Source organism: Mycobacterium syngnathidarum (assembly GCF_001942625.1).
Taxonomy (GTDB): domain Bacteria; phylum Actinomycetota; class Actinomycetes; order Mycobacteriales; family Mycobacteriaceae; genus Mycobacterium; species Mycobacterium syngnathidarum.
Window position 1 is genome coordinate 25,317 of sequence record NZ_MLCL01000052.1, and the last position, 21,611, is coordinate 46,927.

Annotated in this window: 23 protein-coding genes; 11 read left to right on the forward strand and 12 right to left on the reverse strand. The window is 66.3% G+C overall.

Annotation, left to right across the window (positions count from 1 at the left end):
• Window positions 1–39: 39 nt before the first annotated feature.
• The gene (locus BKG60_RS14025) at window positions 40–924 is read left to right on the forward strand and encodes an SDR family oxidoreductase (protein ID WP_070188700.1); all 885 of its coding nucleotides are present in this window, start codon (window positions 40–42) and stop codon (window positions 922–924) included.
• 23 nt (window positions 925–947) lie between these two features.
• On the opposite strand, the gene BKG60_RS14030 is transcribed toward BKG60_RS14025, so the two are convergent.
• Window positions 948–1,826 (reverse strand): PAC2 family protein, encoded by an 879-nt coding sequence (locus BKG60_RS14030; RefSeq protein WP_070188701.1) that lies wholly within the window; start codon window positions 1,824–1,826, stop codon window positions 948–950.
• Between the two features lie 385 nt (window positions 1,827–2,211).
• Here BKG60_RS14030 and metH point away from each other — a divergent pair, with 385 nt between their 5' ends.
• The 3 genes from metH (at window position 2,212) to BKG60_RS14045 (ending at window position 8,398) form a co-directional block, all read left to right on the forward strand.
• Window positions 2,212–5,991, forward strand: a complete 3,780-nt coding sequence (gene metH / locus BKG60_RS14035) for a methionine synthase (protein ID WP_070946417.1) — start codon at window positions 2,212–2,214, stop codon at window positions 5,989–5,991.
• 73 nt (window positions 5,992–6,064) lie between these two features.
• Window positions 6,065–6,748, forward strand: a complete 684-nt coding sequence (locus tag BKG60_RS14040; protein ID WP_070946418.1) for an HAD family hydrolase — start codon at window positions 6,065–6,067, stop codon at window positions 6,746–6,748.
• A 57-nt stretch (window positions 6,749–6,805) separates the two neighbouring features.
• Window positions 6,806–8,398: a sugar porter family MFS transporter gene (locus tag BKG60_RS14045; protein ID WP_070188704.1), complete on the forward strand. Its 1,593-nt coding sequence runs from the start codon at window positions 6,806–6,808 to the stop codon at window positions 8,396–8,398.
• Between the two features lie 14 nt (window positions 8,399–8,412).
• Here BKG60_RS14045 and BKG60_RS14050 read toward each other — a convergent pair whose 3' ends face one another.
• Complete coding sequence (locus BKG60_RS14050) at window positions 8,413–8,892, reverse strand: DUF7956 family protein (protein WP_070188705.1); 480 nt, start codon at window positions 8,890–8,892, stop codon at window positions 8,413–8,415.
• Window positions 8,893–8,929: 37 nt separating this feature from the next.
• Between BKG60_RS14050 and BKG60_RS14055 the strand changes: the two genes are divergently transcribed.
• From BKG60_RS14055 to BKG60_RS14070, 4 genes are all read left to right on the forward strand, one after another.
• Entirely contained in the window at window positions 8,930–9,211 is a 282-nt protein-coding gene (locus BKG60_RS14055) for a phosphoribosyl-ATP diphosphatase (RefSeq protein WP_070188706.1), read from the forward strand.
• A gap of 15 nt (window positions 9,212–9,226) precedes the next feature.
• On the forward strand, window positions 9,227–10,081 hold the full coding sequence (gene hisG / locus BKG60_RS14060) for an ATP phosphoribosyltransferase (protein ID WP_070188766.1): 855 nt from the start codon (window positions 9,227–9,229) through the stop codon (window positions 10,079–10,081).
• Between the two features lie 89 nt (window positions 10,082–10,170).
• A complete protein-coding gene (locus tag BKG60_RS14065) occupies window positions 10,171–10,653 on the forward strand; it encodes a DUF4126 family protein (protein ID WP_070188707.1) in 483 nt (160 codons plus the stop codon).
• Window positions 10,654–10,656: 3 nt separating this feature from the next.
• Window positions 10,657–12,033: an FAD-containing oxidoreductase gene (locus tag BKG60_RS14070; RefSeq protein ID WP_070188708.1), complete on the forward strand. Its 1,377-nt coding sequence runs from the start codon at window positions 10,657–10,659 to the stop codon at window positions 12,031–12,033.
• Here BKG60_RS14070 and BKG60_RS14075 read toward each other — a convergent pair.
• Genes BKG60_RS14075 through BKG60_RS14085 form a run of 3 tightly spaced genes read right to left on the reverse strand, consistent with a single transcriptional unit; the run spans window position 11,999 to window position 13,474 of the window.
• The gene (locus BKG60_RS14075; RefSeq protein ID WP_200806179.1) at window positions 11,999–12,631 is read right to left on the reverse strand and encodes a flavodoxin family protein; all 633 of its coding nucleotides are present in this window, start codon (window positions 12,629–12,631) and stop codon (window positions 11,999–12,001) included. The genes BKG60_RS14070 and BKG60_RS14075 overlap by 35 nt on opposite strands.
• Window positions 12,612–13,160 (reverse strand): SRPBCC family protein, encoded by a 549-nt coding sequence (locus tag BKG60_RS14080; RefSeq protein ID WP_070188709.1) that lies wholly within the window; start codon window positions 13,158–13,160, stop codon window positions 12,612–12,614. Before BKG60_RS14080 ends, BKG60_RS14075 begins: the two co-directional genes overlap by 20 nt.
• Entirely contained in the window at window positions 13,157–13,474 is a 318-nt protein-coding gene (locus BKG60_RS14085) for an ArsR/SmtB family transcription factor (RefSeq protein WP_070188710.1), read from the reverse strand. The genes BKG60_RS14080 and BKG60_RS14085 overlap by 4 nt, the downstream gene beginning before the upstream one ends.
• 155 nt (window positions 13,475–13,629) lie before the next feature.
• Here BKG60_RS14085 and BKG60_RS14090 point away from each other — a divergent pair, with 155 nt between their 5' ends.
• A complete protein-coding gene (locus BKG60_RS14090; protein ID WP_070188711.1) occupies window positions 13,630–13,887 on the forward strand; it encodes a DUF3297 family protein in 258 nt (85 codons plus the stop codon).
• Between the two features lie 9 nt (window positions 13,888–13,896).
• On the opposite strand, the gene BKG60_RS14095 is transcribed toward BKG60_RS14090, so the two are convergent.
• The 3 genes from BKG60_RS14095 to BKG60_RS14105 are packed head-to-tail and all read right to left on the reverse strand — an operon-like array spanning window position 13,897 to window position 16,033.
• Window positions 13,897–14,415 (reverse strand): DinB family protein, encoded by a 519-nt coding sequence (locus tag BKG60_RS14095; RefSeq protein ID WP_070188712.1) that lies wholly within the window; start codon window positions 14,413–14,415, stop codon window positions 13,897–13,899.
• Window positions 14,412–15,209, reverse strand: coding sequence for a thioesterase family protein (locus BKG60_RS14100; protein WP_070188713.1), 798 nt, complete (start codon window positions 15,207–15,209; stop codon window positions 14,412–14,414). Before BKG60_RS14100 ends, BKG60_RS14095 begins: the two co-directional genes overlap by 4 nt.
• Complete coding sequence (locus BKG60_RS14105) at window positions 15,206–16,033, reverse strand: RecB family exonuclease (protein WP_070946419.1); 828 nt, start codon at window positions 16,031–16,033, stop codon at window positions 15,206–15,208. Before BKG60_RS14105 ends, BKG60_RS14100 begins: the two co-directional genes overlap by 4 nt.
• An 85-nt stretch (window positions 16,034–16,118) precedes the next feature.
• Here BKG60_RS14105 and BKG60_RS14110 point away from each other — a divergent pair, with 85 nt between their 5' ends.
• A complete protein-coding gene (locus tag BKG60_RS14110; RefSeq protein WP_070188768.1) occupies window positions 16,119–16,997 on the forward strand; it encodes a tRNA (adenine-N1)-methyltransferase in 879 nt (292 codons plus the stop codon).
• A 90-nt stretch (window positions 16,998–17,087) separates the two neighbouring features.
• On the opposite strand, the gene BKG60_RS14115 is transcribed toward BKG60_RS14110, so the two are convergent.
• Genes BKG60_RS14115 through BKG60_RS14125 form a run of 3 tightly spaced genes read right to left on the reverse strand, consistent with a single transcriptional unit; the run spans window position 17,088 to window position 18,442 of the window.
• The gene (locus BKG60_RS14115) at window positions 17,088–17,381 is read right to left on the reverse strand and encodes a DUF503 domain-containing protein (protein WP_070188715.1); all 294 of its coding nucleotides are present in this window, start codon (window positions 17,379–17,381) and stop codon (window positions 17,088–17,090) included.
• A gap of 6 nt (window positions 17,382–17,387) precedes the next feature.
• Window positions 17,388–17,930, reverse strand: a complete 543-nt coding sequence (gene lppK / locus BKG60_RS14120; protein ID WP_070946420.1) for a lipoprotein LppK — start codon at window positions 17,928–17,930, stop codon at window positions 17,388–17,390.
• 8 nt (window positions 17,931–17,938) lie between these two features.
• The gene (locus BKG60_RS14125; protein ID WP_070188717.1) at window positions 17,939–18,442 is read right to left on the reverse strand and encodes an MTB12 family secreted protein; all 504 of its coding nucleotides are present in this window, start codon (window positions 18,440–18,442) and stop codon (window positions 17,939–17,941) included.
• A 145-nt stretch (window positions 18,443–18,587) separates the two neighbouring features.
• On the opposite strand from BKG60_RS14125, the gene arc reads away from it, so the two are divergent.
• Window positions 18,588–20,429: a proteasome ATPase gene (gene arc / locus BKG60_RS14130; protein WP_070188718.1), complete on the forward strand. Its 1,842-nt coding sequence runs from the start codon at window positions 18,588–18,590 to the stop codon at window positions 20,427–20,429.
• A 30-nt stretch (window positions 20,430–20,459) separates the two neighbouring features.
• On the opposite strand, the gene BKG60_RS14135 is transcribed toward arc, so the two are convergent.
• Window positions 20,460–21,605 carry a hypothetical protein gene (locus tag BKG60_RS14135; protein WP_070188719.1) on the reverse strand — a complete coding sequence of 382 codons (1,146 nt, stop codon included), beginning with the start codon at window positions 21,603–21,605 and terminating at the stop codon, window positions 20,460–20,462.
• Window positions 21,606–21,611: the final 6 nt, after the last annotated feature.

Consider the following 21,611-nt stretch of genomic DNA (forward strand, 5'->3'; position numbering starts at 1 on the left):
GGCCTCGTCGCACGCGCCCCGGTGGGGTACGTTGCGGCAATGGGTTCTGTGAACGGCAAAGTCGTCTTCATCACCGGCGGAGCACGCGGTATCGGCGCAGAGGTGGCGCGCCGGCTGCGCACCAGGGGTGCCAAACTGGTGCTCACCGACCTCGACGAGGCACCGCTGAGCGCGTTGGCCGCCGAACTCGGTGCCGAACATGTGCTGACGGCGCTGGCCGATGTGCGCGATCTGGCCGCCATGCAGAAGGCTGCCGACGCCGCGGTCGAGCGATTCGGCGGCATCGACATCGTGATGGCCAACGCCGGGATCGCCAGCTTCGGTTCGGTCATTCAGGTCGATCCCGAGGCGTTCAAGCGGGTCGTCGACATCAACGTGGTGGGGGTGTTCAACACCGTCCGTGCGACCCTGCCTGCGGTGATCAAGCGCCGCGGGTATGTGCTCGTGGTGTCCTCCCTGGCGGCGTTCACCTCGGCGCCCGGACTGGCGGCCTACCACGCCTCCAAGGCCGGCGCCGAGTACTTCGCGAACACCTTGCGCCTGGAGGTGGCCCACCTCGGCGTCGACGTCGGCTCGGCCCACATGAGCTGGATCGACACCCCGTTGGTGCAGGACGCCAAGTCGGATCTGTCGGCATTCCGGGAAATGCTGTCCAAGCTGCCGCCACCGCTGAACCGGACCACCACCGTCGACGCCTGTGGCGCGGCCTTCGTCAAGGGCATCGAGGGGCGCAAGAAGCGCATCTACAGCCCGGCGTGGGTGGGGGCGTTCCGCTGGATCCGGCCGTTCGTCACCACGCCGCTGGCCGAGCGCGACATCCTCAAGTTCACCCCGACGCTGCTGCCCAAACTCGACGCCGAGGCCGCTGCGCTGGGCCGGTCCACCAGTGCCCGCATCGAGGCGCTGGAGAAGGAGAAGGACTAAGCGGCTCCGGCTGAATTGGCCGCTCAGCGGCCGCGACGCCGCAGGTAGCGCTCGAATTCCGCGGCCAGCGCGTCGCCGTCGATCTTGCCGAGCGCCTCGTGCATGTCGACTTCGGCGTCGCCGCGCTGTTCCAACGAGGCGACGTACTCCGCGATCTCCTCGTCCTCGGCGGTCATCTCGGTGACGGCCTGCTCCCACTCCTCGGCGGCCGCCGGCAGGTCGGCCAGCGGCACCTCGACGTCCAGTACGTCCTCGACCCGGCGCAGCAGGGCCACGGTCGCCTTGGGGTTGGGCGGCTGCGAGACGTAGTGCGGTACGGCGGCCCAGAAGGTCACGGCTGGGATGCCGGCCTGCACGCAGGCGTCCTGGAACACCCCGGCGATCCCGGTCGGGCCCTCATAGCGGGTCTCTTCCAGACCGAAGAACTTCGCCGAATCGGCTGAATAGGCCGAGCCCGACACCGGCACGGGCCGGGTGTGGGGCGTGTCGGCCAGCAGCGCGCCCAGGATCACCACGGTCTGCGCGTTGAGTTTGTCGGCGATGGCCAGCAACTCGGCGCAGAAGGTGCGCCAGCGCATGTTGGGTTCGACGCCGTGCATCAACACCACGTCCCGGTTGCTGCCCGGGGGACGGCAGTGCGAGATCCGCATCGACGGCCAAACCAGCTCGCGGGTGACGCCGTCTACCTGGCGGATCACCGGGCGATTCACCTGATAGTCGTAGTACGACTCGTCGTCGATTTCGACGATCGGTTGGGCTTCCCAGATCGCATCCAGGTGGTCCAGCGCGTCACTGGCCGCGTCGCCGGCGTCATTCCAGCCCTCGAAGGCCGCCACGATGGTGGCTTCCTTCAAATCGGGCAGGTTCATCGGCCGGCCGGCGTTCGGATACGACGGGGTCACACCTAAAGCGTAAGCCTTGGCGGGTGTCGATGAGCCCGTTGTACGGGCGGGTCGCGGCGGTGCCGAACAGCGCTGTTCGATAGACCGACTACGCTGTTGATGTGACTGCCGCTGACACGTCTGCCCGCGACACCGACCCGCTCGACACCTTGTCGATGCGCGTTGCGGCCGGTGCCGGCGCGGTCGAGACGAAATACGGTCAGCTGCAATCTGGTTAGCCCTCGGGGTCGGGGTCCATCGCGGCGAGGAGTTGGGCGTCCACATGTCTGTCGAATGACGACGTAGACTCGTCTGGTCGAGAGGCGTTGCAACGGTTCCGGGTTTCTGCCCGTAGCCGCCACGCTCGGCAGAGTCAAGGACGCCTTCCGTTACGGAAGGGACGTACGTGACCATCGTTAAGTCGAACAGCGCGACGACGAACACCTTCGCGCCCAACGTCCGCCCGGACTGCACTGACGAACTGGCAGCTTCTCTGCGCCGGCGGATCATGGTGATCGACGGTGCGATGGGCACGGCCATCCAGCGGGACCGCCCGGACGAGGCGGGTTACCGCGGCGAGCGGTTCAAGGACTGGCCGAATCCCGTCCAGGGCAACAACGACCTGCTCAACCTGACGCAGCCACAGATCATCGAGGACATCCACCGCGAGTACCTCGAGGCGGGTGCCGACATCTTGGAGACCAACACGTTCAACGCGAACGCGGTTTCGCTCTCCGACTACGGCATGGAGGAGCTGAGTTACGAGCTCAACTACGCCGGTGCGGCCCTGGCCCGGGCGGCCTGCGACGAGTACAGCACCGCCGACCAGCCCCGGTACGTGGCCGGGGCGCTGGGGCCGACGACGCGGACCGCATCGATCTCGCCGGACGTCAACGACCCCGGGGCTCGCAACGTCTCTTACGACCAATTGGCCGCCGCCTACCTCGAAGCCGCCAACGGACTGGTCGACGGTGGTTCCGACATCATCATCGTCGAGACGATCTTCGACACGCTGAACGCCAAGGCCGCGGTGTTCGCCATCGAAACGCTGTTCGAGCAGCGCGGACGCCGCTGGCCGGTGATCATCTCGGGCACCATCACCGATGCCTCCGGTCGCACCTTGTCCGGCCAGGTCACCGAGGCGTTCTGGAATTCGATCCGGCACGCCAAGCCGATAGCGGTCGGCCTCAACTGCGCTCTGGGCGCACCTGAGATGCGGCCCTACATCGCCGAGATGTCGCGAATCGCGGACACCTTCGTCTCGTGCTACCCCAACGCGGGCCTGCCCAACGCCTTCGGCGAGTACGACGAGTCCCCGAAGCGGCAGGCCGGCTACGTCGCCGAGTTCGCCGAGGCCGGCCTGGTCAACATAGTCGGTGGTTGCTGCGGAACCGCGCCTGCGCACATCGCCGAAATCGCTAAGGTCGTGGACGGTGTGGCGCCGCGCGCGCTGCCGGAGATCCCGGCGGCCACGCGGCTGGCGGGGCTGGAGCCGCTCAACATCACCGAGGACTCCCTGTTCGTCAACATCGGCGAGCGCACCAACATCACCGGCTCGGCCCGGTTCCGGAACCTGATCAAAGCCGAGGACTACGACACCGCGCTGTCGGTGGCCCTGCAGCAGGTCGAGGTCGGTGCGCAGGTCATCGACATCAACATGGACGAAGGCATGATCGACGGCGTGGCCGCGATGGACCGGTTCACCAAACTGATCGCGGCCGAGCCGGACATCAGTCGTGTGCCGGTGATGATCGACTCCTCGAAGTGGGAGGTCATCGAGGCGGGCCTGAAGAACGTGCAGGGCAAGCCGATCGTCAACTCGATCTCCATGAAGGAGGGCGAGGAGAAGTTCATCCGCGAGGCCCGGCTGTGCCGCAAGTACGGCGCCGCCGTCGTCGTGATGGCCTTCGACGAGCAGGGACAGGCCGACAACCTGGAACGCCGCATCCAGATCTGCGGGCGCGCCTACCGGATCCTGACCGAAGAGGTCGGCTTCCCGGCCGAGGACATCATCTTCGACCCGAACTGTTTCGCGTTGGCCACCGGCATCGAGGAACACGCCACCTACGGCATCGACTTCATCGAGGCCTGCGCCTGGATCAAGGAAAACCTGCCCGGGGTGCACATCTCCGGCGGCATCTCGAACGTGTCGTTCTCGTTCCGGGGCAACAACCCGGTCCGCGAGGCGATTCACGCGGTGTTCCTATACCACGCCATCAAGGCCGGCCTGGACATGGGCATCGTCAACGCCGGTGCGTTGGTGCCCTACGACTCGATCGACCCCGAGCTGCGGGACCGCATCGAGGACGTCGTCCTGAACCGGCGCGAGGACGCCGCCGAGCGGCTGCTGGAGATCGCCGAGAGGTTCAACACGAAGAACTCCGGTGATGGCGACGATCGCGCCGCGGCCCAGTGGCGCAGCCTGCCCGTCCGCGAGCGGATCACGCACGCTCTGGTCAAGGGCATCGACGCCCACGTCGACGACGACACCGAGGAGCTGCGGGCCGAGATCGCCGCCGCGGGCGGCCGCCCGATCGAGGTGATCGAGGGCCCGTTGATGGACGGCATGAACGTCGTCGGCGACCTGTTCGGTGCGGGCAAGATGTTCCTGCCGCAGGTCGTGAAATCGGCCCGGGTGATGAAGAAGGCCGTCGCCTATCTGTTGCCGTTCATCGAGGCGGAAAAGGCGGACACCGCCGCCTCCGGCGGAACAGCGAGCAAGGACACCAACGGCACGATCATCATGGCGACCGTCAAGGGCGATGTCCACGACATCGGCAAGAACATCGTCGGGGTTGTGCTGCAGTGCAACAACTTCGAGGTGATCGATCTCGGTGTGATGGTGCCCGCCCAGAAGATCCTGGACGCGGCCAGGGACCACAACGCCGACATCATCGGACTGTCCGGCCTGATCACCCCGTCGCTGGACGAGATGGTCAACTTCGCCGTCGAGATGGAACGCGAGGGGCTGGAAATCCCGCTGCTGATCGGTGGCGCGACCACCTCGCGCGCCCACACGGCCGTGAAGGTGGCGCCGCGCCGCAGCGGTCCGGTGGTCTGGGTCAAGGATGCGTCCCGCTCGGTGCCGGTGGCCGCCGCGCTGCTCGACGACAAGCAGCGGCCGGCCCTGCTGGAGACCACCCAGAAAGACTATGCAGCGCTTCGGGAACGGCACGCCCAGAAGAACGAGCGGCCGATGCTGACGCTGGAGAAGGCCCGTGCGAACCGGACCCCGATCGAATGGGACGGCTACACGCCGCCGGTCCCCGCACAAGGTGTGGGAATTCGCGATTTTCATGACTACGATCTCGCCGAACTGCGCGAGTACATCGACTGGCAGCCGTTCTTCAACGCCTGGGAGATGAAGGGGCGGTTCCCCGACATCCTCAACAACCCGGCGTCGGGTGAGGCCGCCCGCAAGCTGTACGACGACGCCCAGGAAATGCTCGACACCCTGATCAAGGAGAAGTGGCTGCGTGCCAACGGGGTGATCGGGTTCTTCCCGGCGAACGCGGTCGGCGACGACATCGAGGTCTACACCGACGAGACCCGGACCGAGGTGCTGACCACGCTGCGAAACCTGCGCCAGCAGGGCGAGCATCGCGACGGTGTCCCGAACCGCAGCCTCGGCGACTTCATCGCGCCCAGAGATACCGGGGCACCGGACTATATCGGCGCTTTCGCCGTCACCGCCGGCCTGGGCAGCCAGGACAAGATCATGGAGTTCAAGGCAGCCCTCGACGACTACAGCGCGATCCTGCTGGAGTCGCTCGCCGACCGGCTGGCCGAGGCGTTCGCCGAACGGATGCACCAACGGGTCCGCGAGGAGTTCTGGGGTTACCAGCCCGACGAGGAGCTGGACAACGAGGAACTCATCGGCGAGAAGTACGTGGGCATCCGCCCGGCCCCCGGCTATCCGGCGTGCCCCGAGCACACCGAGAAGGTGACGCTCTTCCAGTTGCTGGATGTGCAGGAGCGGACCGGAATCGAGCTGACCGACTCGATGGCGATGTGGCCCGGTGCTGCCGTCAGCGGGTGGTATTTCTCGCACCCGCAATCGCAGTACTTCGTCGTCGGCCGGATGGCGCAGGACCAGGTCGCCGACTACGCGAGGCGCAAAGGCTGGACCCTGGCAGAAGCCGAGCGCTGGCTGGCACCGAATCTCGGCTATAACCCGGAGGACTGAGTGCTACGGGTACGAGTAGTGCGCTGAGTCACACGATTTCACCGCCATCACCACGCGGTGGGACAATGAGCTCATGCGTGCGGTGCTGTGGGATATGGACGGCACGCTCGTCGACTCCGAAAAGCTCTGGGACATCGCCATGCACGCGCTCTATGCGCGGATGGGCGGGGTGCTGACCGCTGAGGTGAGGGAATCGACGGTCGGCGGTTCGTCCGAGACCGTCATGCGGATCGTCTATGAGGATCTGGGGCTGGAGCCCGAAGCCGCCGCGATGGCCGCATCGGCCGATTGGTTGCACGACTACACCGGCGAGCTCTTCGAGCAGGGACTACCGTGGCGGCCGGGTGCCCAGGAGATGCTCGACGGCCTTACCGCGGCGGGGGTCCCGATGGCCCTGGTGACCAACACCCGCCGGGATCTGGCTGAACGGGCCTTGAACAGCATTGGCCGCCACTACTTTTCGGTGACGGTCTGCGGTGATGAGGTCGCCAGCGGCAAGCCGGCACCTGACCCGTATCTGCGGGCGGCCGATCTTCTCGGTATTGCCACCACATCCTGTTTGGCGGTCGAGGATTCGGTCACCGGCACGGCATCCGCCGAGGCCGCCGGCTGCCCGGTGTTGGTGGTTCCCAACGATGTGGACGTTCCCGGAGGCCCGTTGCGCCGGCATGTTTCTTCGCTGACGCACCTCGATGTCGACGGCCTTCGCGCGGTGTATCACGAACTGAATTCCCAAGCCGGAGAACGCACCGCCTGATCGAGCCCGTGTGATTCAATGTGAGCCTGATCACGCGTTGCTGCGGAAGGGCGTTCCATGACTCACGGACCGGTCGACGATCCTGCATCGGCCCTGGATTACGAGGAATCCGAGCACAGCGGCCGAGTGGTCCGGATCGCGTCGGTGGCCGCATTGGGCGGGCTGCTTTTCGGGTATGACAGCGCGGTGATCAACGGCGCGGTGGCCGCGCTGCAGGATGAATTCCAGATCAACAACGTAGTTCTGGGTTCAGCGGTGGCTTCGGCGCTGCTCGGGGCCGCGGTGGGCGCGCTGACCGCGGGCCAGCTCGCCGACCGGATCGGCCGGCGGTCGGTCATGAAGCTCGCGGCACTGCTGTTCTTCATCAGCGCGATCGGTACCGCCGTCGCCACCCACATCTGGCTGGTGGTCATCTTCCGCATCATCGGTGGCCTCGGTGTCGGGGTGGCCTCGGTCATCGCGCCGACGTACATTGCGGAGACGGCACCGCCTCGTATCCGTGGGCGACTGGGCTCCCTTCAGCAGCTGGCGATCGTCACCGGAATCTTCCTGTCGTTGTCGATCGACTACCTACTGGCCCATTTGGCCGGCGGCTCCCGCGAGGAACTGTGGTTCGGGCTTGCGGCCTGGCGGTGGATGTTCCTGGTGATGGCGATACCGGCACTGGTGTACGGCTTGCTGGCCTACACCATCCCGGAGTCTCCTCGCTACCTGGTCGCCAAGTTCCGGATTCCGGAGGCACGCAAGGTTCTTTCGATGCTGCTCGGCGAGAAGAACCTGGAGATCACCATTCACCGGATCGAAGACTCGCTGAAATCCGAGAAACCGCCGTCCTGGCAGGATCTGCTCAAGCCGCGGGCCTCCGCGGGCAGGTTCGCCGCCTGGGTTCGGCGCTACGTGTGGCTGTTGCTGTTGCTGTGCATCGTGTTGGCTGTCCTCTCGGTTTCATTGGGCTTGTGGCTGCTGGCGGTGGTCTTCGCCGCGCTCGGCATCGGGGCGGCCGTCATCAGTGGGCTGTACGGAATCGTCTGGATTGGGTTGGGACTGTCCATATTCCAGCAGTTCGTCGGCATCAACGTGATCTTCTACTACTCGAATGTGTTGTGGGAGGCCGTCGGATTCGAGGAGAGCCAGGCCTTCACCATCACGGTGATCACGTCGGTGACCAACATCGTCACCACGTTGATCGCCATCGCGTTGATCGACAAGATCGGGCGCAAGCCGCTGTTGCTGATCGGCTCCACCGGTATGGCGATCACCCTGGGCACCATGGCCGTGATCTTCGGAACCGCCCCGCAGGTCGACGGTCAGCCTCAGCTCGACGGTGCGGCCGGGCCGATCGCGCTGATCGCGGCGAACCTGTTCGTGGTGGCCTTCGGCATGTCGTGGGGCCCGGTGGTCTGGGTACTTCTGGGCGAGATGTTCCCCAACCGCATCCGGGCGGCGGCGCTGGGCTTGGCGGCTGCGGGCCAGTGGGTGGCGAACTGGCTGATCACCGTGTCCTTCCCGGAGTTGCGCAACGTGCTCGGCGTGGCCTACGGCTTCTACGCGCTGTGTGCGTTTCTGTCGTTGCTCTTCGTGTGGAAGTGGGTCGGGGAAACCAAGGGCAAACACCTTGAGGACATGCACGCGGAGGCGTTGAGGGCGTAGTGCTCGCCGGCAGCTCAATCGGCCGGGAGTGGGGGAGGCTCGTAGTCGTCGGAATATGGACCGCAGCCGACGCTGCGGGCGATCTCGACGGCCGCCTCGATCAACTGATCCGGTGCGAGGTCACGGTGGGCCAGATAGACCTCACACCGGCCGACAACCACCCACGTACTGGACAATTGCGGCTGCACCAGGGCGAATTCGTCCGGTGCGGAGCGTTGTGCCGCGTACGTTCCCGGAGTGAGTTCGCCGCCGTAGCGCAGTTCTTCGACTTCGGCGGCGAAGTCGTCGACGGGGTGGATCGACACGGTCAGCCTCGGCGCCGAGGCCACGTCGTCGCCCCAGGACGCGGACAGGCAATCGAGCGGAAGGATCGGGTTGGCCAGACGATTGTTCTGGACCAGGCCGTCCATCGTCAGGTGTTTGGACAGGATCGCCTGGATCGCGGTGACCCGGGCAGTGTAGGTCGGCAGCTCGTCGCCGACTGGTTCGCTCACCCTTCTATTGCACCGCACGAATCGACCCCTGCCGAGCATGAAACAATTCATGCCTGTGAAGACCTTCGAGGCCCTGTTTGCCGAACTCAGCGACAAAGCGCGCACCAGACCTGCCGGTAGCGGCACGGTCGCCGCACTTGACGCCGGTGTCCATGGGCTGGGCAAGAAGATCCTGGAGGAGGCCGGCGAGGTGTGGCTGGCCGCCGAGCACGAGAGCGACGAATCGCTCGCCGAGGAGGTCAGCCAGTTGCTGTACTGGACCCAGGTGCTGCTGATCTCCCGGGGCCTGACCCTTGACGACGTCTACCGGAAGTTGTGAGCCGTGGCCGAACAGATGTTGCGCGTCGCGGTGCCCAACAAGGGCTCGCTCAGCGATGCGGCCGCCGAGATCCTCTCCGAGGCCGGGTACCGGCGCCGGCGTGACCCCAAGGACCTGACCGTCGTCGATCCGGTCAACAACGTCGAGTTCTTCTTTCTGCGGCCCAAGGACATCGCGATCTATGTGGGTTCGGGGCAGCTCGATCTGGGCATCACCGGACGGGACCTGGCCGCGGATTCTGACGCCCCGGTACGCGAGCGCCTGTCACTGGGCTTCGGCAACTCCACCTTCCGGTACGCCGGCCCGGCCGGGCGGGAGTGGACCCCCCAGGATCTGGCCGGCAAGCGGATCGCCACCTCGTTCCCGAACCTGGTGCGCAAGGACCTTGCCGCGCAGGGGATCGAGGCTTCGGTGATCCGATTGGACGGAGCGGTGGAGATCTCGATCCAGCTCGGCGTCGCTGACGTGATCGCCGACGTGGTCGGCTCGGGTCGCACGCTGGGACTGCACGACTTGGTGGCATTCGGTGCACCGCTGTGCGAGTCGGAGGCGGTGCTGATCGAACGCGATGGCCCCGACGGCGACGACAGTGCCTCCGCGCGGGATCAGCTGACGGCCCGGGTGCAGGGCGTGGTGTTCGGCCAGCAGTACCTGATGCTGGATTACGACTGCCCGCGTGCGGTTCTGGAGCGGGCCACCGCGGTGACACCGGGCCTGGAGTCACCGACCATCGCCCCGTTGGCGGACCCGGATTGGGTGGCCGTGCGGGCTCTGGTGCCGCGCCGTGACGTCAACGCCATCATGGATGAGATCGCCGCGATCGGCGCCAAAGCGATACTGGCATCAGATATTCGGTTCTGCCGTCTCTAGCGCGCGGATACCGCACTCCTTGATCGGCGCGTGCTGCGGCACGTTGCGTGTTAGCGTCCGGGTGACAATTTCAGGCCTCGGAGGTCGGCGTGACGCATTTTCTGGTTCTGTTGTTGGCTCTTCTCATCGGCGTGGTGGCCGGGTTGCGGGCGTTCACCGCGCCGGCCGCGGTGGCGTGGGCCGCCGCGCTGGACTGGATCAACCTCGACGGCACCTGGGTCGAATGGTTGGCCCATCCGGTCACGGTGACCGTGTTGACCATTCTCGCTGTGGTGGAGTTGGTGACCGACCAGCTGCCGCGGACGCCAAGCCGTAAGACACCGGTACAGTTCATCGCCCGCCTGATCACCGGTGCGTTCGCCGGTGCGGTGATCGGCACCGCGTGGGGCTACACGTTCACCGCGCTCGGTGCGGCACTCGTCGGTGCCGTGCTCGGCACCCTGGGAGGCTACGAGGCGCGAAAGCGGTTGGTCGGCCGCAACGATGGCCATGATTTGCCGGTCGCCCTGTTCGAAGACGCGGTCGCCGTGCTCGGCGGTTTCGCGATCGCGACCCTGACCTCCGTGCTCTAGCGCATGGCGGCTGCGCAGAGTTTCGACGCAATCGTCATCGGCGCGGGTCAGGCCGGGCCGCCGCTGGCGGGCCGATTGACCGCGGCGGGGCAGACGGTCGCAGTGATCGAGCGCAAGCTGGTCGGTGGCACCTGCGTCAACTACGGCTGCATTCCCACCAAAACCCTTGTGGCCAGTGCGCATGCCGCCCACCTCGCGCGGCGCGGCGCGGATTTCGGTGTGGGCACAGGCGAAATCGACGTCGACATGGCCAAGGTCAAGGCCCGCAAGGACGAGATCATGCTCGCCGATCGCCACGGGGTCGAAGACTGGCTGCAGGACATGGACGGGGCGACGCTGATCCGCGGCCACGCACGTTTCGTCGACCCGCACACCATCGACGTCGACGGCCGGTTGCTGCGAGCTGACCGGATCTTTCTCAATGTCGGTGGCCGGGCGGTGGTCCCGGAGTTCCCCGGTCTGGACGGCATCGACTACCTGACCAACGTCGGCATCTTGGACCTCGACGAGGTGCCCGAGCACCTGGTGATCGTGGGCGGTAGTTACATCGCGCTCGAGTTCGCGCAGATGTACCGCCGGTTCGGGGCCCGGGTCACGGTGATCGAGAAGGGCCCGCGGCTGACCTCCCGCGAGGACGAGGATGTGTCGGCCACCATCGCCGAGATCCTGCGCGCCGAGGGGATCGACGTGGTGCTCAACGCGACCGGTATCCGCTTTGCCAAGCGGGACAGCGGTTTCGAGGTGACGCCCCGCGACGGTGCGGATCCGATCGCGGGGACACACCTGCTGCTCGCGGTGGGACGGGCGCCCAACACCGACGACCTCGCGCTGGAGAACGCCGGTGTGGCTCTCGACGAGCGGGGTTACGTCGTGGTCGACGATCAGCTGCGCACCACAGCCGAACACATTTGGGCGATGGGGGACTGCAACGGCAGGGGCGCGTTCACCCACACGTCCTACAACGACTTCGAGATCGTCGCCGCGAATCTGCTCGACGACGATCCGCGCCGGGTCAGTGATCGCATCCCCACCTATGCGCTCTATATCGACCCGCCGCTGGGCCGGGCCGGGATGACGGTTGATCAGGTGCGGAAGTCCGGCCGAAAAGCGTTGGTGGGCAAGCGCCCGATGACCAGGGTCGGTCGTGCGGTGGAGAAGGGCGAGACCCAGGGCTTCATGAAGGTGGTGGTGGATGCCGAGACCGAGGAGATTCTGGGAGTGGCCATCCTCGGCGTCGGTGGGGATGAGGTGGTGCACTCGGTCCTCGACATCATGACGGCGAAACTGCCCTACACCGCCATATCGCGCACGATGCACATCCACCCCACCGTCAGCGAGCTGGTACCTACGATGCTGCAGGAGCTGAAGCCGCTGGACTGAGCGTGCGGCCGATGTTGAGCTGACGGGTCACCAGCGCCACCCGGTGCCCTAGGTGGCGGCAGGTGCGCACATCTGAGGGGTGCACCTGATCGGGGTTGGCGTCCACGTTGGTCTGAGCGCCGGCGCCCAGAAAGAAGCCGAGCCGGTTGAGATCGTCCTCACTGCTGAACGAGGTGTTCCAGCCGGTGCTCAAACCCAGGTTCACCCAATGCATGTGGTGCTGGGCTGCGAAGACCGCCAGTGAACTGAGCGTGTTGAGCTTGTCGCCGCTCTTGCCGCCGGAGTTCGTGAAACCGGCCGCCACCTTGTCGCGCCACCTGCCTTCCATACACCGGGCGCCGGTCTTCTCGGCGAAGGCCTGAAATCCCGCCGACACGTTGCCCATGTAGGTGGGGCTGCCGAAGATCATGGCGTCCACGTTGTCCAGCACGTCCCAATCCCGCTCGGTCATGGTTTCGACGTGCATGACGGTGGCGTCGGCTCCGGCGTCGGCGGCGCCGGCCGCGACCGCGCCGGCCAGGGTCGCCGTGTGGCCGAATCCGGAATGGTGGACCACCGCGACGGTGGGTGCGGCGATGTCAGTTCCGTTGTGGGGCATCTTCGTTTCCTTTTCGTGGGGTCCATTGGGTGCCGAGTGATTGAGCGACGTCTTGATAGCGCCGGGCCCAGTCGGGGAGGGGAGCGCCGGCGAGGAATGCCTCCAGTCGGTCGAGGTAGGCGTGGGTTCCGGGGTGGAAGCCCTGACCGTCGGAGATCGTCAGGCCGCGGTGGCTGAAGCGGAGCAGGGTGCCGTCGCCGTCAGGGATGAGCTCATAACGCACAACGCCGGGTTCAGGTGCGGACAGGATCGGCTGGTTCCACTCGTGCTCGAAAACCCTTGGCGGGTCCCATACCCGGATCCGTCCGGTCATCGTCTTCTGTTGTGCTGGGATCGGCGGCGAGTGGGGAATCATCTCGATCGTGCCGCCTTCGCCGGCCTCGATCGTCGTTTCACCCATCCACTGGTTGCGTTGTGCCGGATCGGTGATGGCGGCCCACACCGCCTCAACCGGATAGGGCAGGCGCCGTTCGAAGTTCAGCGCGGCCCGGTCGCCCTCGACGGTGAGTTTGCCTTCACGGCTGGTCATTTCGTCTCCTTGTGTGTCGACTTGAGATGACGTTCCAGGGCGTCGAGATGATCGGTCCAGTAGCGCCGATACCGTTCGATCCAGTCATCGATCTGCATCAGGCCGTCGGCGCGCAAGGCGTAGATGCGGCGCTGCGCGTCGGGCCGGACCTCGACCAGGCCGACCTCACGCAGTATCCGCAGGTGTCGGGACACCGTGGGCTGGGTCAGTCCGGGCAAGGTGGCCACCAGCTCACCTGCGGTGCGTTCACCGTCGACCAGGGCGTCGAGCAACGCACGGCGGCTGGGTTCGGCGACGGCTTCGAACACGTCCATGCCTTGAGTATTGCATTGCGTCTATATAGACGCAAGCGAATATATCTGCTGAAGCGTAATACCAGCGCCTACGCGCAACGCGCCAATGCAGGTCGCGTAGATTCTTTGAGGACCAATCCGAGCACCTGACGCAGCAGCATTCAACGAAGGCCATCATGTCCGAGGATCCGAACGCAGACGTTCCACCGAATCACCTCTCCATCGACCCGCGGAGCGCCTTCTACGACGAAGAGGTGCTCCTCCGCGACGTGGGTATCCGCTTCAACGGCGTCGAGAAAACCAATGTCCACGAATACGACGTGGCCGAGGGCTGGGTGCGTGTTGAGGTCCCTACCGCGAAGGATCGCCGCGGAAATCCTATGGTCGTCAAGCTCAGCGGCACGGTTGAACCTTATTTCCGCTCGCCCCAGTAGGGGCGCGGTCTAGTTGCCGGATCGGAGCGCGGCGCGTTGTAGGCGTAGCTGGCCGATCTCCGCGGCGTTCTTGGTCAACTCGACGTTCAACCACAACACCATGTCGGCCACTGACCGGCCCGAGTCGGGTCCCCACGGAAACGTCGCGGGCCCAAGGAGATCCGTGTCGGTCAACGACTCCAGCAGGCTGCGCCACTGAGCGCTGAGCGCATTGATCCGCTGAATGGCAGTTCCGGGCCCGGGCCAGTCGATCTCGGAGCGTGGCAGTGGTGTTCGGCCCTGGGCGTGCGCCACCGCGCTGGTCCACCAAAAGATCATGTGCCAGGTGAGCCAGCCGATGGTCGGTACCGGAATCGGGTCGGGCTCGGTGTCTGCCCAGTCCGGCCACCACCGACCCGCAACGTCCCGGTGCACCGTCCACACCCGAGGGCCGGGCTCCCACAGGTGATCCTCGTCGGTCAGCGCCGACAGGTGCAGGTCGGTCAGCGCCCAGGCCAGGTCGAACTGACGGCGCAGCTCGGTGATCACGGTGCCCGCATCACCAGCAGCGTCTGCGCGGACGTGCCGATAAACCCTTTGCGGTCAAAGATTTCCGCTGTTGTCACGCCGATCCCATCGGGTCCGATGGAGCCGCGGGCCCGCACCGCGAAGTCCGAGCCCTCCGGCAGGCGGTGAAGGTGTACGGCGGTGTCGGTGTTCATGAAGACGAACTTCTCCGGATCCAGCGCCGCGCCGATACCGTTCGCCGAATCCACCACGAGTGCAAGGCGCTGCAAGGCCGTCGTCTCCTCGTCGTCGACCACCGGCGTCAGCGGACTCATCCAGGCCACGGCCGCCTCGCCCTCGGCGGTGCGCTGCCGTCGCCACGACACGCTCTCCAGGTAGCCCGGCGCGCCTTCCCAGTTGTGTGCCACGTCGGCGGCCTCGCCCTCCACCAACGGCGGGAAGCGATCGGTGACCACGTCACTGGTGTCGCTGGGCGCCAGCAACCAGGCGGCCACCCGGGCCACCGCACGCCAGCTGCCGTCGGGCCGGGCCGCCTCCATCTCGGAGACCACCATCGAGATCCGTGATCCCGGCCGGTCCACCCAGGCCCGAACCCGTACCGGCGCAACCGGAATCGCGCCCAGGATGTCCAGCGTCAACCGTCCGACCCGCAGGCCCGAACCCGCGGTCAACTCCTCGATCGCCTTGGTCAACAACGCCAGCGGCGGCGAGCCGTGCTGAATGGCCGGATCCCAGTTGCTCCGGGTGTCGGCGGTGGATTCGAACAGCTGGTACTCACCATCGACGCCGCGCCGATGGTAGTGACACCCGATCATGCAGCTCCTGATTCTGGCCACCCGGGATACGGCGGCGGGGTGCCGCCGAACGCCGGACACAAACTCTGATGCGCGCACCACGAGCACAGCCGCGATGGGTTGGGCCGGAAGTCGCCCGTGGCCCCAGCCACCTGGATGGCCTTCCAGATCGCCATCAACGTGCGTTCGAAGCGCAGCAGCTCGTCGTGTTCGGGGGAGTAGTCGAGCACCTGACCGTCGGCCAGATACAGCAGCCGAAGCCGTGACGGCATCACCCCGCGCGAGCGCAGTAACGCCACCGCATAGAACTTCATCTGGAACATCGCTTTGAACTCGGCCTGCGCCCGCGCCTCCGGCGGGGCCTTGCCGGTTTTGTAGTCGACGACGCGCAACTCGCCTGACGGTGCGACATCGATGCGGTCGACGAAACCACGTAGCAGGGTGCCGTCGGCCAATTCGACCTCGAGGCGATGCTCACAGCACTGCGGATCGAACCGCGTCGGATCCTCCAGTCGGTAGTACCCCGACAGCAGGGCCCGGGCCTCGGCCAGCAGCGTGGCCGGGTATTCGGTGTCGGCCAGCTCGGGCTCGGCCGCCACCACCTGCTCCCACGCCGGCTCGACCAGCGTCAGCGCGGTGTCATGCACCCGCTCGGCCGCGGGCAGGCCGTACAGCTGCTCCAACGCGGCGTGCACCAGCGAACCCCGCAGCTGGGCGGTGGACCGGGGCTCGGGGAGCCGGTCGATGGCGCGGAACCGGTACAGCAACGGGCACTGTTTGAAATCGCCGGCCCGGGACGGTGACAGCGCCGGGCGGCGCGGGCCCGGGGCCGGTTCGTCGTTCACATCCGTAAGCCTAGGACGCAGGCCCGACAATCTTCCGCAGCCCCGCGCACCTGGCGCAGTGGGTGTACTGGCAGGCTGGACGTCCGTGGCAGCGAAGAGACCGACCGGACCGTTTGCCGTTGGCGACCGGGTGCAACTCACCGACGCCAAGGGGCGGCGCTACACGATGGTGCTCAACCCCGGCGGCGAGTTCCACACCCATCGCGGCATCATCGCCTTCGATGACGTGATCGGGCTGCCGGAAGGCAGCGTGGTCAAATCCACCAACGGCGATCAGTTCCTGGTGTTGCGTCCGCTTCTGGTCGACTACGTGATGTCGATGCCGCGCGGCGCACAGGTGATCTACCCGAAGGACGCCGCGCAGATCGTCCACGAGGGCGATATCTTCCCGGGCGCCCGGGTGTTGGAGGCAGGTGCCGGCTCCGGCGCGCTGACCTGCTCGCTGCTGCGCGCGGTCGGCCCCGAGGGGCGCGTGACGTCCTACGAGATCCGCGACGACCACGCCCCGACCGCCGAGAAGAATGTCATCACCTTCTTCGGTGAGCGGCCCGACAACTGGGACCTGGTGATCGGTGACCTGGCCGACTACGACGGCCCGGAGATGGACCGCGTGGTGCTCGACATGCTGGCGCCCTGGGAGGTGCTGCCGGCAGTCTCCAAAGCGTTGGTGGCCGGCGGTGTATTGATCATCTACGTCGCCACTGTCACCCAGCTGTCGCGGGCCGTGGAGGCCCTTCGCGAGCAGCAGTGCTGGACCGAACCTCGGGCCTGGGAGAGCATGCAGCGCGGTTGGCACGTGGTGGGTCTGGCGGTGCGCCCGGAGCACAACATGCGCGGCCACACCGCGTTTCTGATCAGCGCCCGCAAACTCGCACCGGGTGCGGTGGCGCCGGTCCCGCTGCGCAAGAAGCGTCAGCTTGCGGTGGAGTCTCAGATGGCCGGCGAGTCCGAGCCGGACGACTGAGGACCTAATCGTCGCCATTTTCTACGCCAGGGCTGCTCGCCGCCGCGATCACCGCCCAGGTGTAGAAATCGGCGGCAGGTCAGGCACACCCTAGTCGTCGCTGTGGTGCAGGCCCCGCCGGGTTGACAGCAGCTCCAGCTCCGGGCGGCTCGCGACCATCCGTTCGGCGGCGTCGAGCACGTCGATCACGTGCGCCCGATCGGCGGCGACCAGGGCGACCCCGATGCCGGCTCGGCGATGTAGATTCTGAGCGCCGGTCTCGGCGGCCGACACGGCGAGCTTGCGGTGCAGCTCGGCGATCACCGGCCGGATCAGCGAGCGCTTCTGTTTGAGCGAGTGCACGTCACCAAGCAGCAGGTCGAACTCCAGCCAGCCGATCCACATGGCGGCTCAGCGCGTCGGCGTCGGAGCGTCCGGCGAACCCGCCGCCGATCCCATCTCGAGCAGAAGATCGGCGGTGTGCCGGGTCAGCTGCCAGCCGTCGCCGTGCGGGGTGAATTCCATCGGGAAACTGAAGTGGCGGTCCGATTCCTCGCCGCCGGCAGTCACCTTGACGGTCGCCACCACGTTGGCAGGCTCGGTCTGGGACCAGGCCAGGTCGGTGGCTTCGAAGGCCAGGGGGCTGAATCCGTTGTCGGCCAGGGCACGGCCGAACTTGTCCAGCGCGGCGGCGTCATCGGCGGTGCCCTGTTCGACCAGGACGACCTTTTCCGCGCCGGGGACATTGACGTCGGCAAGCCGGTCCAGCACGCCGGTGAGCGCTTCGGGAGCGGGCAGTGGCGCGGCGGGCGGTGCGGCCGGCGCCGTGGTGGTCAGCGCACTCGTCATCGGGTGCGAGGATTTGGCCGGATGGTCGCCGCTGCTGCACCCACAGAGCCCGAGTGCCGCCACGGTCGTGGCGGCACTCAGGACTGCGATGCGGGTGCGGTTCAACTACCTACTCAGCCGACGGAGGACAGCAGGTTGAGCGCGGAGCCCTTGGAGATCTGCCAGCCGGTCGGGCTCGGGCCCGCGACGAACTGGATGTTCTGGGTGGCGGTGCCACCGAGGGCCGAGGTCGCGGTGACGTCGGCGTAGGCCACGCCGCCCTGGTCGTCGATGTTGGCGATGTTGAAGGTCAGCGGGAACTTCCCTTCAGCGGCGGCCCTGTTGTAGGCGCGGTCCGCGGCGATGCTCTCGATGCGGCCGATACCGCCCTGGATGTAGGGGGCCTTGCCGCTGAACGAGCCGCCGCTTGCCAGCGCCTGCAAGGTCTGCACCAGCGGGGCCTCCAACTGCGGCGCGGGGGCGGCCGGCAGCGGCGCATCGAACACCACCGGCTGGACGGCGGGCGCGGCCGACATGCCGCTGGATGCAATAGATGTCACACCCACCGCTGCTCCGCTCACCACGGCTGCGGCTGCGGCTGCGGTGAGAAAGCCGGTAACGAGGGTTTTCGGGGTCACGACTGTCCTTTCGATCGGACCAACTGAACTTAGAGGCTAACAGTGGTGCTGGTGTGTCTCTTTCCTAGAGCACACACAATGGCTGAATCGCCGGTAGCGTTGAAGTTGTTACTGCACCAACTTGCGGTGCGGGAGGGAGCGCAATATGAGTGAGTCAGAGCGTTCGGAGGGCCATGCCGAGAGCTTCTCGGCCGGCTACTCACAGCCCATGTCCAGCGACGATGCCGCCGAGCTGGAATCGCTGCGCCGTGAGGCTGCGCTTCTGCGTGAGCAACTGGAAAACGCGGTAGGGCCCCAGAGCGGGCTGCGCAGTGCCCGCGACGTCCACCAACTCGAGGCGCGGATCGACTCGCTCGCGTCGCGCAACGCCAAGCTCATGGACACCCTCAAGGAAGCCCGCCAGCAGCTGCTCGCCCTGCGCGAGGAGGTGGACCGGCTGGGTCAGCCGCCCAGCGGTTACGGCGTGCTGCTCGGCACCCACGAGGACGAGACCGTCGACGTGTTCACCTCGGGCCGCAAGATGCGACTCACCTGCTCGCCGAACATCGAGACCGCCTCGCTCAAGCAGGGGCAGACGGTCCGGCTCAACGAGGCGCTCACCGTGGTCGAGGCCGGCAATTACGAGGCGGTCGGTGAGATCAGCACGTTGCGGGAGATTCTGGCCGACGGCAACCGCGCCCTGGTGGTCGGTCATGCCGACGAGGAACGCATCGTCTGGCTGGCCGAGCCGCTGATCGTGGCCGAGGATCTGCCCGAGGCCGCCGAGGTTGCGCTCGACGACAGCCGGCCGCGCAAACTGCGCCCCGGTGATTCGCTGCTGGTCGACACCAAGGCCGGATACGCCTTCGAGCGCATCCCGAAGGCCGAGGTCGAGGATCTGGTGCTCGAAGAGGTGCCGGATGTCAGCTACAACGACATCGGCGGCCTGGGCCGGCAGATCGAACAGATCCGCGACGCCGTGGAGCTGCCGTTCTTGCACAAGGAGCTCTACCGCGAGTACTCGCTGCGTCCGCCCAAGGGCGTGCTGCTCTATGGCCCGCCCGGTTGCGGTAAGACGCTGATCGCCAAGGCCGTGGCGAACTCGCTGGCCAAGAAGATGGCCGAGGTCCGTGGCGATGACGCGCGCGAGGCCAAGAGCTACTTCCTCAACATCAAAGGCCCCGAGCTGCTGAACAAGTTCGTCGGTGAGACCGAGCGTCACATCCGGTTGATCTTCCAGCGCGCCCGCGAGAAGGCGTCCGAGGGTACCCCGGTGATCGTGTTCTTCGACGAGATGGACTCGATCTTCCGCACCCGCGGCACCGGCGTCAGCTCCGACGTCGAGACAACGGTTGTGCCGCAGCTGCTTTCGGAGATCGACGGTGTGGAAGGGCTGGAGAACGTCATCGTCATCGGCGCCTCCAACCGCGAGGACATGATCGACCCGGCGATCCTGCGGCCCGGCCGCCTGGATGTCAAGATCAAGATCGAGCGGCCGGACGCCGAATCGGCGCAGGACATCTTCAGCAAGTACCTCACCGAGGCCCTGCCGGTGCACGCCGACGATCTCGCCGAGTTCGGCGGTGACCGCGCGCTGACGATCAAGACGATGATCGAGAAGGTCGTGGACCGGATGTACGCCGAGATCGACGACAACCGGTTCCTGGAGGTCACCTACGCCAACGGTGACAAGGAAGTCATGTACTTCAAGGACTTCAACTCCGGGGCGATGATCCAGAACGTGGTCGACCGCGCGAAGAAGAACGCCATCAAGAGCGTCCTGGAGACCGGTCAGCCCGGCCTGCGCATCCAGCACCTGCTGGATTCGATCGTCGACGAGTTCGCCGAGAACGAGGACCTGCCCAACACCACCAATCCCGATGACTGGGCGCGGATCTCGGGCAAGAAGGGCGAACGGATCGTCTACATCCGCACCCTGGTCACCGGCAAGAGTTCGTCGGCCAGTCGCGCGATTGACACCGAATCCAACCTGGGGCAGTACCTGTAGGCGGTGTCTCGGGCTACCCGCTTCGAGCCCTCAGGGTTGCGCCGTGTGGGTGCGGTACCGGTCGCGGGCCACGAGGGTCAGTCGTAGGTCGTCGAGCAGTGGGTCGAAGAACCGGTTCCGCTGCTCGACGTCCGAGACCGCCCTGGCGCTCAGGTACATGAACGTCAATGCGGCCAGGAACATGGTGGTCTGGATCAGCGCCTGAGGAACCGGGAACGTCATTCCCAGCAGCTGGCCATCTGCGGACCCGTTGCGGGTCCAGGCGGCCAGCAGTTCGGGGCTGAGCACGATCAGGCCCAGCACGAAGAAGATCAGTGCCGTGACGATGGCGACGGTCAAGATCTGCACTATTTGCGAGAGTAAGAGCACGAACACCACGTTGAGTCGTTCCGGCTTCGACAGCCGTACCCGCCGCGGCCGATCGGCCATGTCGGCGAACGGTGTGCCGCTCAGACGCCCGTCGTCTTCGGGTTCTTTGGCATCGGGCCGAAGGATCGGCCGCACTCGCTCCAGCGTGCTGGAGCCCAGGAACACCGTGGCGACCGCGAAGAGGAACGCCAGCGCCAGCCAGAGGCGGGTCCGGCTCAACGTCGATGCCATCACCCACACGTAGGTGTTGAAGAACACCAACACCGTCAGCAGGACCACCGGCAGTGCCCGGACGAACAGGCTGCCCACCGACGCCAGGTTCGAGATCGTCACCTGGGCCGCGAAACTCAGTATCGATCCGATTCCTGTTGCAGTGCAAAGCAATACCGCCGCAATGACCAGCAATTCGATGACGAGGTTGACGCCGCTACGGGCGGTCATCCCACCGTAGAACCCACTGGCCACGGTCAGCAGCACGGCCACCGTGGAGGCCGCACCGGCACTGCGTGAGGTCCCGAGCCGGGCGACCGTCCAGCCGATGATCGCGGCGATGGGCAACACCAGCAACAGCACCGCGAGCACAAACCACTCGGTGCGTGTGGGGCTGCCGTCGATGGCAATGGTGTGCTTGCCGGTCACCGCGACCACCAGCACCGAGCTCAACGTCACCCATGCGTAGGCGGCCAGGGCCGGCGCGGACCGGGCCCACACCGACCGCACCAGCGCGCCGGGACGCAACACCGCGGGAAGCCCGTTGGCCAAGAACCACCGTTCGGCCTCGACGTGGTCGGCGAATTTTGACGTCACCTCGAA

Excerpts from the sequence above, each read along its gene's own strand:
- BKG60_RS14075 (WP_200806179.1), bottom strand. The coding sequence starts at position 12,631 with ATGCCCCACAACGGAACTGACATCGCCGCACCCACCGTCGCGGTGGTC.
- BKG60_RS14115 (WP_070188715.1), bottom strand. The coding sequence starts at position 17,381 with ATGTGGATCGGCTGGCTGGAGTTCGACCTGCTGCTTGGTGACGTGCAC.
- BKG60_RS14090 (WP_070188711.1), top strand. The coding sequence starts at position 13,630 with ATGTCCGAGGATCCGAACGCAGACGTTCCACCGAATCACCTCTCCATC.
- BKG60_RS14070 (WP_070188708.1), top strand. The coding sequence starts at position 10,657 with ATGGCGGCTGCGCAGAGTTTCGACGCAATCGTCATCGGCGCGGGTCAG.
- BKG60_RS14025 (WP_070188700.1), top strand. The coding sequence starts at position 40 with ATGGGTTCTGTGAACGGCAAAGTCGTCTTCATCACCGGCGGAGCACGC.
- BKG60_RS14040 (WP_070946418.1), top strand. The coding sequence starts at position 6,065 with ATGCGTGCGGTGCTGTGGGATATGGACGGCACGCTCGTCGACTCCGAA.
- BKG60_RS14055 (WP_070188706.1), top strand. The coding sequence starts at position 8,930 with ATGAAACAATTCATGCCTGTGAAGACCTTCGAGGCCCTGTTTGCCGAA.
- hisG (WP_070188766.1), top strand. The coding sequence starts at position 9,227 with ATGTTGCGCGTCGCGGTGCCCAACAAGGGCTCGCTCAGCGATGCGGCC.
- BKG60_RS14080 (WP_070188709.1), bottom strand. The coding sequence starts at position 13,160 with ATGACCAGCCGTGAAGGCAAACTCACCGTCGAGGGCGACCGGGCCGCG.
- BKG60_RS14045 (WP_070188704.1), top strand. The coding sequence starts at position 6,806 with ATGACTCACGGACCGGTCGACGATCCTGCATCGGCCCTGGATTACGAG.
- BKG60_RS14100 (WP_070188713.1), bottom strand. The coding sequence starts at position 15,209 with ATGATCGGGTGTCACTACCATCGGCGCGGCGTCGATGGTGAGTACCAG.
- arc (WP_070188718.1), top strand. The coding sequence starts at position 18,588 with ATGAGTGAGTCAGAGCGTTCGGAGGGCCATGCCGAGAGCTTCTCGGCC.
- BKG60_RS14085 (WP_070188710.1), bottom strand. The coding sequence starts at position 13,474 with ATGGACGTGTTCGAAGCCGTCGCCGAACCCAGCCGCCGTGCGTTGCTC.